Consider the following 17,461-nt stretch of genomic DNA (forward strand, 5'->3'; position numbering starts at 1 on the left):
AGCGGAAGGCCGGGATTACTGCAAGGCGGGCCCCCGCGTCGGATCGGGGTCCGCTGGCTGGGTCGCGGGCGGGGCCGCCTCTTCCCGGCCTTCGGCCTCCGCGATGGCCTGCTCCATGGCTTCCCAGAGCGCCGGGACGCAGCAGGCGTTCAGAAAATGGTCCCCGCCGGGGACGGTGATCAGAGTATGGCCGTACTCGGCCGCGATGCGCTGATCGGCCTCGAGGGGGACGAAGGTATCGTTGTCCCCGTGCAGGAAGACGATGGGCTGCTGTAAGCCCCGGAGCGCCGGCCAGACTGCGGGCAGCTGCGGCCGCTGGGTGGTGATCTCGGTAATGGCGTTACGAAGATCGCGCTGCAGCAGGGGCCGGACGATCTGGCCGACGCCGATCATGCGCCGCGCGGTTGGGCCGCGATCGCCGAAGAAGGCTGACACCAGCACCATCGCATCGACCCGGTCCGGGTAGCGCTGCGCCATCAGAGTCGCGACCGGTGCGCCGAAACTTTGGCCTACGAGCAGCACGCGCTGGCCGGGCCGCGCTTCCAACATCGGCGCCAGCGCCTCGGCTTGTTTGGCGATATCGCGGACAGCGTTTTGCGGCTCGGAGGTTCGGAAGCCTGGTCGGTCGGCCACGATCATCTCGCGCGTCGCTGGCGCTGCGGCGATGGTTGGCGCCCAGTATTCGCTCCAGGACGGCGTGCCGGTGATGATGACGATCTTCCAGCTGGCCTCGGGACGGGCGGCGGTTTGCAGCGCTGAGATGCGCCAATGCTCCGGCACGCCCGCGGTGAAGTCGATCCGCTCCATCGTGCCGGCTGGGTAGTCGCCCGAGGTCGGAAACCTATCCGGCCCGTCTTCCGGCGGCGACCCCGCGCACGCGGCGGCGACCAGGCTCAAAGCAAGGATGGCGATGTGGGAGAGGAGCCTGCGCATCAGCGCCATGTAGCTATTTCCGCCCGGCGCGTCATCCGCCGGTCGGCGAACGCGCAGCCGCGTGCGACGCCGCGAGGCGCAGGTTGAGGATTTTTCTGCTCCAAGTGGGAGCCGGGGCGCGTGGTTCGCGCTGAGTAGTCTCTAGGGTTTCCGCCTTCGCTCTTGCGAGCTTCGGCGGACTGCGCGTCACACGCGCCCCGTATCCGATCGTTTTTTCCCGGCCTGGGACGAGGAGTCGCCTTCTGCTCGTTGCTTTCAAGGCGGTGTGAGCGCCTCTCGGCTTAGCTCCATTCCCAGTTCGCCGGTGCTCGTGGGCAAGGCTTCCGAACCTTGGACTCTTCGGTTTCATTCCCCGAAGACAAACCCCACCGACCGTGTCCACACATTCCAAAGTTTCGGAGCTCTTCGAAATCTCCCGTGTGCGGACGGAGACACTGTACGCGCGGTGTCAATTCGGTCGGATAGATTCCTGCTCCGCTTGTGCTCACCCGATAGGGGGAGCTGTCATCGCGCGAGCGATGACTGAGGGGGCAGCGCCCTTGTTTACAAGCCTTTGCGCTCTCCCCTCCGTCGCGCGCGATGCGCGCGACACCTCCCCTAACGGAGGGAGGACGAGGCCAGAGTGTGGGATAGAGGGCGGCTCTATCCTCCCATTTTCCGTTTTGGCCCTAGATGGCCACCTGGTTTCCCAGTTCCACGACGCGCGACGTGGGAATATGGAAGAACTCGGTCGCGTTGGTGGCGTTGCGCGCCAAGAAGATAAACAGCAAATCCTGCCGGAGCGGCATGGCGCTCTTCGGCGTCGGCACGAGCGCGCGCCGGCTCAGGAAGAACGACGTTGTCATAATGTCGAACTGCAGCCCGTGATCGCGCGCGAGCGCCAGTCCACGGCCGACATTCGGCGTTTCCATGAAGCCGAACGTGAGCGTGACGAGATGTACGTCGGGGCGCAGGGTTTCGATCTTGACCCGTTCAGCCTCGCTCGCCCGTGGCGAGGCGGAAGACTTGATCGTCAGCAGCACGATGTTCTCGTGCAGCACCTGATTGTGCTTGAGATTGTGCATCAGCGCCGTCGGCGCCGAGTTTGGATCAGCGGTGAGAAACACCGCCGTTCCGCGAACCCGAAGCGGCGGCGATAGAGCGAGCATCTCCATAAGCGCGCCGATGCCGGCTTCTTGCCGAGTTCGCAACTGAAGCAAGTTTGAACCGCGAACCCAGGTCCACATGATGATTATGAAGACGCCAGCGATAACCAATGGCACGAAACCGCCACTGAACAGTTTCAGCATGTTGGCGCCAAGGAACACCGCCTCAAGGAGAATGAACGGCGCCATTAGCGCGATGGCAAACCACAGCGGTCGCTTCAACACCTTCCAGATCGCGAGTACCGCCAGCAGCGACGACGTGATCATCGCGCCGATCACTGAGACGCCGTAGGCGCCGCCGAGCGCGCTCGACGAACCGAAGACGAAGGTTAGAAACAGCACGCCCGCCATCAGCATGTAGTTCACCTGCGGCATATAAATCTGACCGTATTGGCGGGCCGAGGTTTGCAAAATCTGCATGCGCGGCAGCAGTCCAAGTTGGATGGCTTGCTGCGTGAGTGAGTAGGCCCCGGAAATGACCGCTTGGCTCGCAATGATCGTCGCCATTGTCGCCAGAACAACAAGCGCGGGTCGCCATTCTTCGCTCGGCATCAAGAAGAACGGATTGGACAGCGTCGCAGGATTAGCCAACACCATCGCGCCTTGGCCGAGATAGTTGAGTGCAAGGCACGGAAACACGAGCCAGATCCAGCCAGCGGCAACCGGCTTGCGTCCGAAATGGCCCATGTCGGCGTAGAGGGCCTCCGCGCCGGTGACGGTCAAAAACACCGAGCCAAGAACGACGAAGCCCAGCAGGCCGTGGTCCATCATGAAGGTCGCCGCGTTGAGGGGATTGAACGCCGCCAGCACACCCCAATCGTCGCTCAAATGCATCAGGCCGAGCCATGCAAGCGCGCCAAACCAGACTACACATATCGGCCCAAACCAGGCGCCGACGCGGCCGGACCCTGTTCGCTGCACCAGGAAGAGAACGACAAGGATTGTCAGCGTAATCGGCATAATGAACGGTTCGATCCGTCCGGTGAGTTGGGGAAGGACCGCAAGTCCTTCGACCGCGGACAGGACCGAGATCGCGGGCGTCAGCATGGCGTCGCCGTAGAAGAGTCCGGCGCCGAGCACGCCCATCAGAAACAAGAAGGGCGTGCGTTTGCCGAGAGCACGCTGGACGAGGGCCATCAACGAAAGCGTGCCGCCTTCTCCGCGATTATCGAGGCGCAGGAGGATGAAGACGTACTTCAGCAACACGATTGCGATCAGCGCCCACAGCATCAGCGAGATCACGCCGATCACGTCCGTGCGCAAAACCCCACCCTGCGTGTGCGCTACGTGAGCGATGGACTCTCTGAAAGCGTAAAGCGGGCTGGTGCCGATATCGCCGTAGACGACCCCGATCGCAGCGATCGCCAGGGTCCAGAACCCGGCCTTCCGGTGGGTCTCAGCGGAGGGCGGCGCGACGGGCGTGGACGTGGCAGGCTTATGCAAGGGCGGTTCTCCGATGCGTCCGCCTTCGCACGCCTCGGCATAAAGATTCCATGTGGTTGAAGCGTGCCTCCGGAACGGACATCTATAGGCCGACATTCCGTGACGTTTCCGCCGTCCCCGCCCTCGCGTTTCAGGCCGTTCCTTGGAGCGGCGCTGGTGACATGCGTGTTGATCGCGCTTGCAGCGTTGCTTGCACGAGCCGCCGAGGCTTGGCTCGATCCGCAGAGCCTCGCGCTCTTTTTTGTGGTGCCTATCGTTGTCGCGGCGATCCGCTACGGCCTTTGGGCGTCGCTTGGAGCGGCTCTGCTCAGCGCCCTGGCGATCAACTATCTCTATGTCGAACCGCGCTACACATTCGTAGTTGCCCGTGCGCAGGATGCCGCAGCGCTTTTGTTGTTTTCGCTGGTCGGCGCGCTGGTCAGCGCCATCGCCGCTCGTGCGCGCGCGGCTGCGCTCGACGCAGAGCGGCGCGCAAGGGAAGCGCTCTTGCTGCAGAGCCTCGCCACGCGTTTGGCCGCGAGCGGTGCGGAGGACGAAATAGCCGACGCCGTCGTCGATAGTCTGTCCGCCTTAAGCGGGCGGGCGGCGCTGTTGGTGGATGCGAGCGATCGCCATTGGGGCAGTGGCTTTGGCGATGCCGCCCGGGCCGCCGCGCGTTGGTCGATGAGCACCAAGCAGCCCTTCACGCCCTCCCTCGATGCGCCCAGCCCTTCTTCATGGGCGTTTTGGCCCGTGGTGTTTGCTGGCCGCAGCGAAATGGCCCTTGGCGTCAACGCCGCCGAACCTCTGGCGCCGGAGATTCGACGGGCCGCCGAGCAGATCACCGCCCAAGCCGGTGTTGCGATGGAGCGCGCACGCGTGGCCCGGACCGCGGAAGCTGCGCGCCTCGAAGTCGAACGCGAACGATTGAAGACCGAACTTCTAGCCGGCGTCTCACACGATCTGCGCACGCCGTTGTCGATGATTGTTTTCACGTTGCAGAGCCTGCAGCGTTTCGCCGCCGATCACCCGCCTGAGACCCGCGACGAACTTCTCGCCTTGGCAGAGGCCGAGGCGCGCCGGCTGGCGGAAATGGTCGATACCTTGCTCGACGCGTCGCGCATTGGCGTTGCTGCCGCACCCGTAAGGATCGAAACAATCGCGCCCAGAGATCTGATCGCCCGACTGCGGGCAGAGTATGCGCCCTCGGCGAATATCGTTGACGCGCAGGTGGCGGAGAATCTGCCTCTGATCTCAGCCGACCTGGAACTCGCGGTGCGCGCGCTGGCGAACGTCGTGTCAAACGCACTGCGTCATGGCGGCGCGCCGGTTCGGATCGTGGCCTCACGGCGCGGCGGAGAAGTGGTGATCGAGATCAGTGATACCGGGCCAGGCCTTGGCGATGATCCGGCGCGACTGTTCGAGCGTTTCGTGCGCGGCGCCCCTGATGATGGCCGCGCACCCGGCCTCGGTCTTGGCCTCACCATGGCGCGCAGATTTCTCGAAGCCCAAGGCGCCCGCATTGTCGCCGCCAACCGGCCGGAAGGTGGCGCGGTGTTCACCATCACGTTCGCGGCCGCCGTCAAAGAGGTCGTTTATGTTGGCTGAAATCTGCGCGCTCATCGTCGAAGACGACCCTGCCTTTCGCCGATCGCTCTCAACAACGCTAAAGGCAGCAGGTTATCGCGTTGTCGAAGCCGGCGCGTTGGCCGACGCGACACGCGCCATTGCCCATCACTGTCCGGCCATTGTGTTGGTGGACCTCGGCTTGCCGGACGGCGACGGCCTCAGCCTTATCGCCGCCATCCGCCGCGACGCATGGACACCGATCGTCGTCATCTCAGCGCGTGACGCCGAAGCCATGAAAGTCGCCGCCCTCGACGCCGGCGCGGACGACTATGTCACCAAGCCCTTCGGTGTCGATGAATTGCTGGCGCGCGTGCGCGCGGCGCTTCGCCACGGCGTGCAGAGTGGGGGTGCGCCGCCGACGGTCCACACTGGCGCGCTCGCAATAGATCTCGCCGCGCGCGTGGTCCGGTTGAGTGGGAAGGAGATTGACCTCACACCAAAAGAATACGCCATACTAGCGCATCTCGCCGCGCGCCTTGGCGCGGTCGTGCGGCACGGTGAGCTCCTAAAAAGCGTGTGGGGATCAGAACGCGCCGATGTCCAATACTTGCGCGTCTATATCAGTCAGCTGCGCGGGAAGCTCGAAGCCGAGCCCAACAACCCTCGCTACATCATCTCTGAACCAGCAGTTGGCTATCGCTTAGTCCAGTCTTCCCAATGACCGTTTGCGGCGAATGGCGGATTACGCCGCGCCGTTATGTCACTCGAACAGGCTGGAAACGCTCTGCTCATTTGCGATCCGCCAGATTGCGTCGCCCATCAGCGCGGCGACGGAAATCACGCGGGCTTTCTCGCACTTGGTCTTGCGGCCGTTTGGGTCGATCGAGTTGGTGATGACGAGCTCTTTCAGCTTCGACTCGTCGATCCGCTTCGACGCGCCGTTCGAGAGCACGCCGTGGGTGATGTAGGCGGAGACAGACTTCGCCTTTTCCTTCAGCAGCGCTTCAGCGGCATTGCAGAGTGTGCCGCCGCTGTCGACGATGTCGTCGATCAGAATGCACTCGCGGCCTTCGACGTCGCCGATAATGTGCATCACTTCGGAGACGCCGGCCTTCTCGCGGCGTTTATCGACGATGGCGAGATCGGCGCCCAACTTGTTGGCCAACGCCCGCGCTCGCACCACGCCGCCAACGTCCGGAGACACGACCATCAGCTTGGTCGTGTCCTTGCAGGTTTCGCGAATGTCGCGTTCTAGCACGGGCGTGGAGAAGAGGTTGTCGGTCGGGATGTCGAAGAAGCCTTGGATCTGGCCGGCGTGGAGCTCCAGCGTCAGCACGCGATTGGCCCCGGCGGTGGTGATCAGGTTCGCAACAAGCTTCGCCGAGATCGGCGTGCGTCCACCGACTTTGCGATCCTGCCGGCCGTAGCCGTAATAGGGGATCACCGCGGTGATGCGCCGCGCCGACGCGCGCCGCAGCGCATCGATGCCGATCAGCAATTCCATCAAGTGATCGTTGGCCGGATACGACGTCGACTGGATGAAGAACACATCCTCGCCGCGTACGTTCTCCTGAATCTCGACGAAGACTTCGTTGTCTTTGAACCGCTTGAACTCCGCTTGCGCCAGCGGCGTGTCCAAATGGTCCGCGATCGACTGAGCGAGCGCGACGTTCGAGTTGGCGGCGAGTAGTTTCATGGGAAGCGGGCCCCGTCGCGTTCCGGATGGCCGTGTCTCTACTCCGCGACTCGGCAGACGCGAAAGCTTTTGCTGCACATTTATGAAGGGAAAGCGCGCCGTGTCGCAGCCGCCACACGGCAGGGCGCACCCCTACGGCGTGTAATCGGCGCCGGAATAGAGTGCGGCGGGCGCGCCGGCCTGCTGCGCCCACATCTGGTCGCCATAGCTGAAGTGCCACCATTCGTTCGGATTGGAGGCAAAACCGGCCTCGCGCATCAGCCAATAGAGCAAACGCCGGTTGGCCCGCGCTTCCTCGGCGGAGAACGAGAACGCGGCGTCGGTCGCGGCGCCTTCGAAATGAGCAGTGTGGGCGATCTCGGAAGCGTCATCGAACAACGACCCCATCCACAGCGGATCGCCGCCGCGCCAGCGGATGGTGAGATCAATGGCGCCGCCAGTGGCGTGCGGCGAGGGCGCATCGGCACCGGCGCTTGGGGCGGCCCAGTACGTTTCGACCTGCGCCAGCAATGCATCGCCGGAGAGCGAAGGATCGCGTTGCTTCAGCACACGCGGAAACCACTGGTCGTGGAAATAGATTTGAACCGCTTGCGGGCGCCATGCATCGAACACCCACAGCTCAAGCTCAGCCGCCGCCAGTTTCGCGTTCACATCGCGCAAGCGTTTCGCCGCGCCTTCGCGCATAGCGATGACATCGATCGCGCCAGGTACAGCGTGATAGTAGGGCGGGTTGCGGGTTGAAGCGTAATAGTTCTCGCCGGCGATGTCGAAGGCATCGGCGCGGACAATCGGCTCTTTGTTCGACGCGCCGCTGACATCGATCGGAATGTCGCGATACCCGCGCTTCTCGCGCGGCGCTGGGATCGGCTTTTCGCGCAGCGCTTGCAAAGTTCCAAACACGCTCATGCATGCACGCTAGAGCGCGATGGCGGCGCAATTCCGGCCATAGCCCGGTTCCTTGCGATGCACGCTGCGGCGGTGGCTGAAGAGGCGGCTTTCTTCTGTGTAAGTATCGAGCGGCAGCGTTTCGATCTCCACCACCCCCGCTTGCTTCAAACGATCGGCGCAGAACTCTGGCAGATCGAACAAGCGTCGGTCGCCTTTGCCAGGAACAAAAAACCGCGCAAACCCCGCATCACGCGCGAGGAACGCCGCCTCAAACTCGGGTCCAACCTCATACGAGCGCTGATGAATGCACGGCCCGATCGCCGCTGCGATCCGCGTTGCGCCATGTTCGCGCATCAGCGCTACGGCGCTTTCCAGCACGCCACCCAACGCGCCCTTCCACCCCGCATGCGCCGCGCCGATCACGCCGGTGTCCGCATCCGCCAGCAGCACCGGCGTGCAATCCGCCGTCAGCACCGAAATTGCCAACCCGCGCACCGTCGTCACCAGCGCATCCGCCTGCGGCCGCTCACCTGTCCACGGCGCATCCACAAACGCCGCGTTCGGCGAATGCACCTGATGCACGCCGATCAGATGCGTCGGCTCGACGCCCATCGCCTGCGCAATCAGCGCGCGGTTGTCGGCAACAGCGACCACGTCGTCGTCCGATCCCGTGCCCGCATTGAGGCTCGCGTAGATGCCGCGTGACACGCCGCCTTCGCGTCCGAAGAATCCATGCCGCACGCCGGCCAACACGTCAGCGTGAAACGCCGGAGGGGAGGCCGCGCTCAAAATCCCGCCGGCGCCGGCAAGTTCGGGCTCGAAATGCAGATTACTTTGAACAACGCCCCCATCTGCTCAACATGCGTGAGCCGATGCACTTCGCGGCGGAGGCGTTCGCTGTGTTGCGGGTTGGCTTGCGCGAGCGCATCGGCGCGGACCTCAAGCCCCAGCGTGCGCAAGAATTGTCCTTGCGCGATCGGGCCGTGCACGGCGAGTCCTGCATTCTCCGCCAACGTGGCCAGCCGGCCGAAATCGACATGCGCCGTTAGGTCCGCTTCGCCCGGCGCATCAAGCACATCGACTTTCTTGTGGTTCTTCAGCGCTTGCAGTGTGTCCGCGCCCTCGGGCCGCACGTAGCCATAGTCAATAAACAGCGCGCGCCCTGGCGCTTCGTGTAAGCGCCGCTCCAACTCGTACACGACGGCCTCAAGCGCCGGCGCAATCTCACGCACCGCGCCGATCTCGTCCTCAGTTTCCTCAGCGCCAATCGGCGCACTCAAGCCGAAGATCAGTGCGCCAACTTCATCTGCGCCCACCAGCTTCTCATGCCAGCCTTCCTCGCCGCGCACGAACTGGCGCACTGGCAAGCAGTCCAGAAACTCATTCGCCACGATCAGCGAAGGCCCGGGCGGCGCATCGTCCAAGCGCACCGTCCATTCCGCGTCCGGTACGCGCTCAGCTTGCTCGTCGCGCAACGGCGCGCTTGTCTCCACCAGCACGATGTTCGAGTTTTCGCCGAAACCCGGAATGCCGCGCGTCGCGCGCAGCATGTCCTGCATCAGCACGCCACGGCCTGGGCCGATCTCGATGAAGTTGAACGCGGGCTTGCCGAATGCGTCCCATTCGTGTGCGCACCAGAGACCGATCAGCTCGCCGAACATCTGGCTTGCTTCGGGCGCCGTGAGGAAATCCGCGCTGGCGCCGCCGATTTGCGGGCGCGTCGCGTAATAGCCGTCCTCCGGATCGTACAAACACGCCGCCATGAATTCCGCGACCGTCATCGGCCCGTTTTCACGGATGTGTTCGACCAATCGCTCGCGCAGGCTCACGCCGCCGCCAGCTTCGGTTGCTTCAGTGCACGGTTGATCAGCCAGACGCCGAGCAGGATCATTGGGATTGAGAGCAGCATGCCCATGGTGATGACGCCGCGCAGCGCCTCGGGCATGTGCGCGTCAGGTTCACGCACCGTTTCCAGCAGCGCGCGGAAGAGGCCGTAGACCACCAGGAAAATGCCGACATTCATGCCAGGGCGGCGCAGGGTGTCGTATTTCAGCGTCGCGATGTTGATGATTGCAAACAGTGCGATGCCTTCAAGCGCGGCCTCGTACAATTGGCTGGGATGGCGGGGCTCGACGCCGGCGGGGCAGACACCGCCGCTTTGGTCGCGCAGGCGATCGTTACAGAAGATCATGCCGAACGGACTGTCAGTGACGCGGCCCCACAATTCGCCGTTGATGAAATTGGCGATGCGGCCAAAGAACAACCCGATCGGCGCCGCCGCCGCGGCGACATCGCCCAAGTGCAGCAGATCGACTTTGTCCGTCTTCGCCTTGGTGCGCGCCGCTTCCACTTCGGTTTTCAGAATCCATTTGTCGCCAAGCCGTGTGTATTCGCTGTCTTTGCCGTCCGGCGCTTTCTCGACGGCGTGCTTCGCCGCGAGCTTTTCGTATTGCTCTTCGTTGACGTGCGTTTGACGCGAGAACCACCACGCTGCCACCGCGACGCCAAGCAAGCCACCGTGGAAGCTCATGCCGCCTTGCCAGATCTGGAAGATTTCCAGAGGCGCGGTCCACAGCATGTTGGTTTTGTAAAACAGCACGTAGCCCAAGCGTCCGCCCAAGATCACGCCGAGCGTTGCCCAGAATAGAAAGTCATCCGCTTGAGGTACGCTCATCGCGGGCCGGCCTGGCGCCCAGAGCTTGTCGCGGCGGATCAGCCACACCATCCAGCGCCAACCGAGAACAAGGCCGACAATGTAGGCAAGCGCATACCAGCGCAGGTGAAACGGCCCGAACCCGAAGATCGGCGGAATCGTTAGCGCCGCCGGATCGATGTTGGGGAATGTGATGGCTTCGAGGATCACCCGGACTCACCCTTGGCTGTTAGGCCGCATTGCGCGGCTTTGGGCGGTTTCATAGACACCTCCCAGGGAACGATCCACATGCAAACGCAAAGCTCCGTGTTTGACGACCTCGCCCGGCTGATGACGGGCGCGATGGGCATGGCCCAGGGCATGAACGAGGAAGCCAAGGGCTTCATGCGCGCCCAGGCCGACCGTTTCGTAGCAGAAATGGACCTTGTAGGCCGCGACGAGTTCGAAGCCGTCAAGCAGCTTGCGGCAGACGCCCGCGCCGAAGCCGACGACCTGAAGGCCCGCGTCGCAGCGCTCGAAGCGCTGCTGAAGGATCGAGCGTAAACGAAGTTCTTGCGTCGATCCCGCGGAACTCTGCGCCGTTAAGTTTCGCGAAATACTCAAAGCGCTTAGCTAGTGATCGGGGCTTTGATTCGACGCGCTTTCAATGCGCGCATCCAAGGCGAAGAGATCGGACCGGCAGACCACGGGGCTATGGAGGCCCTAAGGGGGACGCTTCATGGATCTCTATCTCGACGACGAAGTCGAAATCTCGACAGACCCGATGGACACGGTTGAGACGGTGCTGAGCGCCGACGACCGCTTCAAATCCGAACGCGCCGAGGATGGCGATGTCCATTTCAGCTTCAAATGCTCGACGGGCGAGACGGTCGGCTATTTCAGCTATCGCGGCGAGCTGCCGGCGTTGCTGTTCACGCTGGGCTTCGATCTGCAAGCGCCGGTGTCGCGCCGCGCCGAAGCGGTGCGCCTTGCTGGTTTGATCAACGAAAATCTCTGGCTCGGCCATTTCGATGTCTGGTCCGATGACGGCACGATCATTTTCCGCCACGCCATGCCGATGATTGGCCGCGACGAAATCTCGATCGGCGAAGTGCAAGCCATGTGCGCCGCTGCTCTCGACGCCGCCGAACGGTTTCAGCCTGCGTTTCACTTCCTCATTTTAGGCGGAATGTCGGCGGACGATGCCTCGCAAGCGGCATTGTTCGAAACCGTCGGAGAAGCGTGAGCTTAGACTCTCCTTCGATTGCACTGGTCGGCGCGGGCGCCATGGGCGGCGCGCTGGTGCGCGGCTGGATTGAAGCCGTGCGCAAGGGCGGGGGCCTGACGCTCACCGTTGTTGAGCCGAACTTCGATCCTGAACTCGAACGCGAACTCGACGCCGTCGGCGCCGTGCTCAATCCGCCGGACCCCGGTCCGGTGGATGTCGTCGTGCTGGCGGTGAAGCCGCAGACCTTTGCAGCTGCTGCAGAAGCGACGCGCAAATTCGTCGGCCCCGACACGCGCGTGCTCTCAATCATGGCGGGCGTCACCATCGACACGCTCTGCCGCGAACTGAACGCCACGCGCGTCATCCGCAGCGTGCCCAACACGCCGGCGCGCATTGGCCGCGGTGTTACAGCTTACGTTGCATCGCCCGCGTGCACTGAAGAAGATCGCGCGCTGATCGAGCAATTGCTTGAACCGCTTGGCACGGTCGAACCCATCGCCGCTGAGCGTTTGATGGATGTGGTCACAGCCGTCTCCGGTTCCGGCCCCGCTTACGTCTTCCTGCTCGCTGAAGTGCTCGCTGCCGCCGCGGAGCAGGAGGGCTTGGATAAAGACACCGCCATGCGTCTCGCCAGCCGCACCGTTGCCGGCGCCGGCGCGCTGATGCTGGAGACCGGCGAAACCGCCAGCACATTGCGCAAGCAAGTCACATCGCCCGGCGGCACCACCGAAGCCGCGCTTGACGTGCTGGCGTCCGCTGACGGCCTCGGCCCACTGCTGCGCCGTGCCGTCTCTGCTGCAGCGCAGCGTTCGCGCGATCTCGGCAAGCGCTGAGCGCAACGCCTTTTCACCGCCACACGTTTTTGGCAGAACGCGGCCCAGGACGGGCAAGTGGCTACACTCGATTTCGCACCAGGCAACACCACGCAGCGCGGCGCGTGGATCAGGGATTTCCAACTCGTGGACGGCTACGTCCACGTCAAATCCACCGGCGTGCGTTTCAAGAACGACTGGCAGCTCTGGAAGGATATCGGCCGCTGGTTCACGTATTACGCGTTCGTGCGGCTGCACGGGCTGTGGTCGCACCTCAGCGGCAAGACCGGCCCGCGCATTTACTTCACGCCGCACCGCCCGCGCCCTTGGTACATACTCTGGGCCGCGACGATCTGGGGCGGCATGCGCTTCGCCAACTCACCCGAAGCCGCCGACGCGGCGATCTATTTCGAAGATCAGACTCAAGCCAGTCCGCCACCGCCACACCACGCGCGCGCGTTCAACTTTGGCGTTGGCAATGTGTCCAAGACTTACGTTGCCGAAGCAATGGAGCGTGCCTTCGGCTATCCGCTCGCGCTCGATCCAACGACGCACTTCGGCGAAGCCGTTGAGAAAGGGGAGGGCAACGGCTTGCACGATGGCCACGTCGTGCAATGCCCAACCGCGCGGCTCGAAGGCAAGAGCTATCAGCGCGTGATCAAGACAGAAGGCGCAGATGGCTGGGCCCACGATCTCCGCACCGCGTGTGTTGGCGGCAAGCCGGTCGTTGTGTTCGTCAAGAAGAAGCCCGCTAGCGCGCGCTTCTCGATCCAGAACAGCAGCGTCGTTGTGAAAAATCCCGGCGAGGTGTTCTCACGGGCGGAGCTCGCGCAGATCGAAAGTTTCTGCGCCGAGATGAAACTCGATTGGGGCGGCCTTGATGTGCTCCGCGAACACGAGAGCGGGCGGCTCTACGTTGTCGACGTCAACAAGACAGACACCGGACCTGCTGTGGTGCTGAGCTGGAAAGACCGGGCGAGGGCGACAACGCTGTTGTCGAATGCGCTGCGGAGCATGGTTTTGCGCTGATATGGAGCGCCGGCGCCCTCGCCGGCGGTTTGTGCGCGGCGCCGCCCTTCGACAGGCTCAGGGTGACGCCATTGTTAGCGTTCGCTCCATCGCCTGCAGTAGCGTCAGCCTGAGCTTGTCGAAGGCGAAGCGGGCCAAGAGTGCCGGCGAGGACGCCGGCGCTCCATAGGCGCTAGCGCTTCACCGCCACCACACCCACAACCGCGATCCGCTCCACGTCGGCGTAGTCTTCGCGCTCCAGCTCTTCGCCGAACACGTCCGGATCGATCTCGCCGTAGAGGACATCGAAATCCGCCAACGCTTCCAGAAGCGCATTGCGCAGCGGATCATCGCCACCGACCATGGCGCTGCCAGTGTAGAGCGCAAACACGCCGCCGGACTCTAGCCGCCGCGCCGCCTCTTGCGCCCAGCGCACCGACATCGCTCCGCCATGCATGCCGCCGCCGTCGCGATAGGCGCGGCGCGCCGGGTCGGCGATGTAGGGCGGGTTGGCGATGATCAGATCGATCGGCTCCGTCACGCCGGAGAGCGCGTCGCACTCCACGAACGCCGCGTCCTCGAACCCCGCCGCTTCCCAATTCGCCCGCGCCAACTCAAGCGCCAGCGGATTGATGTCCGTCAGCGTCACCTTCAGCGGCGGCAGTGAGCGCACCGCCGTCAGCGCCCCAATCCCGGACCCCGCTCCGATGTCCACCACATGCGTCCGCGCCGGCAGGTTCGGCAGCGTGTCCATCAGGAAATTCGCATAGCGATAAGAGTCAGGCCCGAAGAACACCGAGTCCGATCGCGTGGTTGGAAACGCCGAGTGCAGGAAGAAATTGTCCTCAAGGCTCGACACCCGGACCAAGCTCCGCAGCATTTCGCCGCCTCGTTCCTCCAGCATATCCGCGCCGCGCAGGAACGATAGCAGGGTGTCGTCCACCACGCCCGGCGCGAACGGCAGGCTCCAGCCGAACACGTCGCGCAGATCTTTCGCCTGCTGCTTGCCTTCACGCGCGATCACGCGCGCATGCGTGGCGGGCGTTGGCGTGATGAAACGGTACTCGCGCTGCTTCAGCGTCAGCAGCAGCCCCTTGAGCGCAGCGATCTTCTCGCTCACGCCGGCGCCGTGCTGCCGTCGCCGCCCCAAAAGTGGCGGCGGTAGGCCTCGAAGCAATCCGCGCCGCACTGCAGCCGCATCAGCGCGCCTTCAGCGATGTAGCGCGCACATTCCGGCTTCTCGGCCACCAGAGAGTAGTGCACTTCGCGGTTCCACGCTTCCGAATGCTTCACATCCAGCACCGCGTGCAGATCAAAGTAATGCCGCGCCTTCGCGGAAATCTTCAGCCGCCGCAGCGCTTCGCTCACCAGCGCCGCGCGCCCGGGCGCCGTCAACTCGATCACGCCCAGCGCGCCGATAGCGTGATATGCATACGCCCGGTTCGTCGCCAACGCCGCCATCGTATTGCCGAGCGCCAGCGACGGCGCGAGCGTCGTCTCAATCTTCGGCGTCACGCCCATCGCAAGCACGAGCGCATCCAACATCGGCCCGTGCATGCCCTTGGCGTTGCCGCGCCCCATCTCGTCCCAATAATTCCGCGCCAGCTCCAGCTTCGCCTGCACCGGCGCCTTCACCTGCGCCATCGCTACCAGGTCATCGAACCCGGCCTCGCCCGCCGCTTCCTGCTCGACGAACCAACGCATCTCATCTTTTGTGGCTCGCGCCGCCAGCCACGGGAAGAGGGCGTCACCTTGCCCTGGCCCATTCTCCTTCAGGGCCTCGTACCACTCCACGAACGGCCCAGGCTTTGTCGGCGCCCGCGTCGCACGATCCGCCTGCGCCGCACGTGTCGTTTCAACGAACGCGATCTCCTCGGCCCGCATCGCGTGCTCAGCGTCGAGCGCCGCGCGCCAGTCCTTGCCTGGCGTTTGCGGCGCCAGCCGCGCACGGTTCCAGCATGCCAGCTTCGCCTGCAGCTCATGATCGTGGTGCGGATGCGGTCGCAGCCGTCCCGCCAGTGTACCGTCCGCCATGTTATCACCCACCTCCTGCGCTGCGCGTCCCGTTACCGTGGCGCGCCCGCTTGACGGGCAACTCCAAGCCGGGGCTTGATCGCTTGGCAACTCAAATTCGCTGTCTGGAGTTTCATGTCCGCTGCACTCGACTCTGCCATCCGCCGTGATCTCGCCCGTGCGGCGCTTTCACTTGCCGCTTCAAGCCCTTGGCGAGAAGTGACGCTGGTCAAGCTCGCGGACGCAGCAAACCGTCCGATGTCGGACTTTTACGGGGCCTCGCTGGGCGAGGCGGTCGATTGTGTCGAAGAAGCGTTCGACCGTGCGATCGCAGACAGCACAGACGCCCTCGATCCCGCTCAAAGCGTCCGCGACCGCCTGTTCGAACTCATCATGCGCCGCTTCGAAGCCATGGAGCCGCACCGCCCCGCCGTGCTCGGTATGGAGCAGGGGCAGGACCGCGATCCGACGTTGCTCGCGTCAGCGCACCAACGCCACGTCCGCTGCGCCCGCTGGGTGCTGGCGCTCGCCGGCCTCGAAGCCGACGGCATGACCGGCCAAGCCCGCGCCCAAGGCCTCGGCGTCATCATCGGCCAAGCCCGCGCCGCCTGGCGCGGCGACGATGCCGGCGACTTCGCCAAGACCATGGCTTCGCTCGACAAGAACCTCCGCCGCGCTGAGGAGATGTTCGGGCGCTGGGCTGGGTTTGATGCCAAGCCGAAGGCCGACGACGCGGCGGCATCGTGACAAAGCTGCACGCTGTGCGCGGCGCCGACGCCACAGACGAAGCCCCGATCGCCGCCGATCGCCTTGTCGAGGGCGCGCCGATGACGCGCACCAGCATCGACTATGAGGGCAACGAGAAGGTCTACGCCGGCGAGTGGAGTGCCGATGTCGGCGCGTGGCGCGTGAAATACGAAGAATGGGAATTTTGCCACCTGCTCGAAGGCGCGTGCGAGCTTGTCGGCGATGATGGCGAAACGCAGCGCTACGCCGCAGGCGACAGCTTCATCATCGAGCCGGGTTTCATCGGCGTGTGGCGCGTCACCGCGCCGATGAAGAAGCGTTTCGTCATCCGCTACGACTGAAGCTCACAGCAAACTGCAATCCATCTGCGCCGCGTGCTTGCCGTTAACCGATTGGTCAGCGCTTGTTTACGTTTAGCGCGCAAATATGAACGCGCATTAGCCAGAAGGCGTGGTCATGTTCAGTTCCACCTTGAGCGACATGAAGCAAGTCATGCGATCCGCATGGCACTCGCAATACCGGGTTTGGGCGGGCCTGGCGTTCATGGCGCTCGCGATGGTCTCCATCCAATACGACGAAGTCGTCGCTCCGAAGGTTCACGGCTTCTCCGACGGGTTCGGCGCCATCGCCAGCGATATGAGCCGCCGCCTCACCAGCTTCACGCTTTAGGCTTAGGCCCGATCTCCCGGTTCAGCTTCTCGCGGCGCGCCACTTCCTGCGGCGTGGGCGGGTCCATCGCGTAGTCGGCGGTCTGCACGTCGCCATCGCGCACGTAATGCGCTACGATCAGCCCGTTCGGGGACACCTTTGCCGACGCCACCTTGAAGTGCCCCGGCCGTGCACCTTCGCCGAACAGCTTCTTGCCCGAGCCCAGTACGACCGGGAATGTGAACGTCCAGATCTCGTCGATCAGGTCTTCGGCCAGCAGCGTCTGGATCAGGTCGGAGCTGCCTTGCGTCACCAGCGCCGGCCCGTCTTCCTGCTTCAGCTTGGCGACGTCCTTAGCTGCGTCACGCAGCACGACCGTGCCCTTCCACGGAAACTCCAGCTCGCCCTTGCGCGTAACCACGTACTTCGTGATCGCGTTGAACTGCTTGGCGACCACATCGTCCGGCCCGCCTTCGGCGTACGGCCAGTGCGAAGCAAAGATGTCATAGGTGCGCCGGCCCAGCAGCAGGTCGTAAGGCTCGTTGAGCATCTTGGTGATCTCTTCGCCGAACACCGGATCGTCGCCCAGCGCCGCGACCCAGCCGCCGTACTTGAAGCCGCCCTCCCAGTCCTCCTGTGGCCCGCCAGGCGCCTGCATCACGCCGTCTAGGGAAACGAAAGCGCCTGTGATGATCTTCCGCATGATCAAATCTCCTCGGT

At 64.0% G+C, this 17,461-nt stretch carries 19 protein-coding genes; 9 read left to right on the top strand and 10 right to left on the bottom strand.

Going from position 1 to position 17,461, the window contains the following annotated elements:
• Nucleotides 1–15 precede the first annotated feature (15 nt).
• Complete coding sequence (locus DSM104635_RS04880; protein ID WP_158765128.1) at nt 16–942, bottom strand: alpha/beta fold hydrolase; 927 nt, start codon at nt 940–942, stop codon at nt 16–18.
• Nucleotides 943–1,601: 659 nt separating this feature from the next.
• The gene (locus tag DSM104635_RS04885) at nt 1,602–3,521 is read right to left on the bottom strand and encodes a potassium transporter Kup (RefSeq protein WP_228445857.1); all 1,920 of its coding nucleotides are present in this window, start codon (nt 3,519–3,521) and stop codon (nt 1,602–1,604) included.
• Nucleotides 3,522–3,677: 156 nt separating this feature from the next.
• Between DSM104635_RS04885 and DSM104635_RS04890 the strand changes: the two genes are divergently transcribed.
• Nucleotides 3,678–5,108, top strand: coding sequence for a sensor histidine kinase (locus DSM104635_RS04890; protein ID WP_158765130.1), 1,431 nt, complete (start codon nt 3,678–3,680; stop codon nt 5,106–5,108).
• Nucleotides 5,098–5,790 carry a response regulator gene (locus DSM104635_RS04895; RefSeq protein ID WP_158765131.1) on the top strand — a complete coding sequence of 231 codons (693 nt, stop codon included), beginning with the start codon at nt 5,098–5,100 and terminating at the stop codon, nt 5,788–5,790. The genes DSM104635_RS04890 and DSM104635_RS04895 overlap by 11 nt, the downstream gene beginning before the upstream one ends.
• Before the next feature lie 39 nt (nt 5,791–5,829).
• On the opposite strand, the gene DSM104635_RS04900 is transcribed toward DSM104635_RS04895, so the two are convergent.
• From DSM104635_RS04900 to lgt, 5 genes are all read right to left on the bottom strand, one after another.
• Nucleotides 5,830–6,765, bottom strand: coding sequence for a ribose-phosphate pyrophosphokinase (locus DSM104635_RS04900; protein ID WP_158765132.1), 936 nt, complete (start codon nt 6,763–6,765; stop codon nt 5,830–5,832).
• Between the two features lie 132 nt (nt 6,766–6,897).
• Nucleotides 6,898–7,671 carry a M15 family metallopeptidase gene (locus tag DSM104635_RS04905; RefSeq protein WP_158765133.1) on the bottom strand — a complete coding sequence of 258 codons (774 nt, stop codon included), beginning with the start codon at nt 7,669–7,671 and terminating at the stop codon, nt 6,898–6,900.
• A 9-nt stretch (nt 7,672–7,680) separates the two neighbouring features.
• On the bottom strand, nt 7,681–8,442 hold the full coding sequence (gene pgeF, locus DSM104635_RS04910) for a peptidoglycan editing factor PgeF (RefSeq protein WP_158765134.1): 762 nt from the start codon (nt 8,440–8,442) through the stop codon (nt 7,681–7,683).
• A complete protein-coding gene (locus DSM104635_RS04915; protein ID WP_158765135.1) occupies nt 8,439–9,482 on the bottom strand; it encodes a class I SAM-dependent methyltransferase in 1,044 nt (347 codons plus the stop codon). Before DSM104635_RS04915 ends, pgeF begins: the two co-directional genes overlap by 4 nt.
• Nucleotides 9,479–10,516 carry a prolipoprotein diacylglyceryl transferase gene (lgt, locus tag DSM104635_RS04920; RefSeq protein WP_228445859.1) on the bottom strand — a complete coding sequence of 346 codons (1,038 nt, stop codon included), beginning with the start codon at nt 10,514–10,516 and terminating at the stop codon, nt 9,479–9,481. The genes DSM104635_RS04915 and lgt overlap by 4 nt, the downstream gene beginning before the upstream one ends.
• A gap of 78 nt (nt 10,517–10,594) precedes the next feature.
• On the opposite strand from lgt, the gene DSM104635_RS04925 reads away from it, so the two are divergent.
• From DSM104635_RS04925 to DSM104635_RS04940, 4 genes are all read left to right on the top strand, one after another.
• Complete coding sequence (locus DSM104635_RS04925; RefSeq protein ID WP_158765136.1) at nt 10,595–10,849, top strand: accessory factor UbiK family protein; 255 nt, start codon at nt 10,595–10,597, stop codon at nt 10,847–10,849.
• A 175-nt stretch (nt 10,850–11,024) separates the two neighbouring features.
• Complete coding sequence (locus DSM104635_RS04930; protein WP_158765137.1) at nt 11,025–11,531, top strand: type III secretion system chaperone family protein; 507 nt, start codon at nt 11,025–11,027, stop codon at nt 11,529–11,531.
• Entirely contained in the window at nt 11,528–12,346 is an 819-nt protein-coding gene (proC, locus tag DSM104635_RS04935; protein ID WP_228445861.1) for a pyrroline-5-carboxylate reductase, read from the top strand. The genes DSM104635_RS04930 and proC overlap by 4 nt, the downstream gene beginning before the upstream one ends.
• Before the next feature lie 57 nt (nt 12,347–12,403).
• On the top strand, nt 12,404–13,354 hold the full coding sequence (locus tag DSM104635_RS04940; protein ID WP_158765138.1) for a hypothetical protein: 951 nt from the start codon (nt 12,404–12,406) through the stop codon (nt 13,352–13,354).
• A 172-nt stretch (nt 13,355–13,526) separates the two neighbouring features.
• On the opposite strand, the gene DSM104635_RS04945 is transcribed toward DSM104635_RS04940, so the two are convergent.
• Nucleotides 13,527–14,453 (bottom strand): methyltransferase, encoded by a 927-nt coding sequence (locus tag DSM104635_RS04945; protein ID WP_228445863.1) that lies wholly within the window; start codon nt 14,451–14,453, stop codon nt 13,527–13,529.
• On the bottom strand, nt 14,450–15,367 hold the full coding sequence (locus DSM104635_RS04950) for an iron-containing redox enzyme family protein (protein WP_158765139.1): 918 nt from the start codon (nt 15,365–15,367) through the stop codon (nt 14,450–14,452). The genes DSM104635_RS04945 and DSM104635_RS04950 overlap by 4 nt, the downstream gene beginning before the upstream one ends.
• 114 nt (nt 15,368–15,481) lie before the next feature.
• On the opposite strand from DSM104635_RS04950, the gene DSM104635_RS04955 reads away from it, so the two are divergent.
• The 3 genes from DSM104635_RS04955 to DSM104635_RS04965 all read left to right on the top strand — a co-directional run bounded on the left by DSM104635_RS04955 (nt 15,482) and on the right by DSM104635_RS04965 (nt 16,762).
• Nucleotides 15,482–16,093, top strand: a complete 612-nt coding sequence (locus DSM104635_RS04955) for a hypothetical protein (protein WP_158765140.1) — start codon at nt 15,482–15,484, stop codon at nt 16,091–16,093.
• The gene (locus DSM104635_RS04960; RefSeq protein WP_228445865.1) at nt 16,090–16,434 is read left to right on the top strand and encodes a cupin domain-containing protein; all 345 of its coding nucleotides are present in this window, start codon (nt 16,090–16,092) and stop codon (nt 16,432–16,434) included. Before DSM104635_RS04955 ends, DSM104635_RS04960 begins: the two co-directional genes overlap by 4 nt.
• A gap of 115 nt (nt 16,435–16,549) precedes the next feature.
• Entirely contained in the window at nt 16,550–16,762 is a 213-nt protein-coding gene (locus tag DSM104635_RS04965; RefSeq protein WP_158765141.1) for a hypothetical protein, read from the top strand.
• Here DSM104635_RS04965 and DSM104635_RS04970 read toward each other — a convergent pair.
• Nucleotides 16,752–17,444, bottom strand: a complete 693-nt coding sequence (locus DSM104635_RS04970) for a dihydrofolate reductase family protein (protein WP_158765142.1) — start codon at nt 17,442–17,444, stop codon at nt 16,752–16,754. The two genes, DSM104635_RS04965 and DSM104635_RS04970, sit on opposite strands and share 11 nt — an antisense overlap.
• Between the last annotated feature and the right edge of the window lie 17 nt (nt 17,445–17,461).

This window comes from Terricaulis silvestris, from assembly GCF_009792355.1.
Classification (GTDB): domain Bacteria; phylum Pseudomonadota; class Alphaproteobacteria; order Caulobacterales; family Aquidulcibacteraceae; genus Vitreimonas; species Vitreimonas silvestris.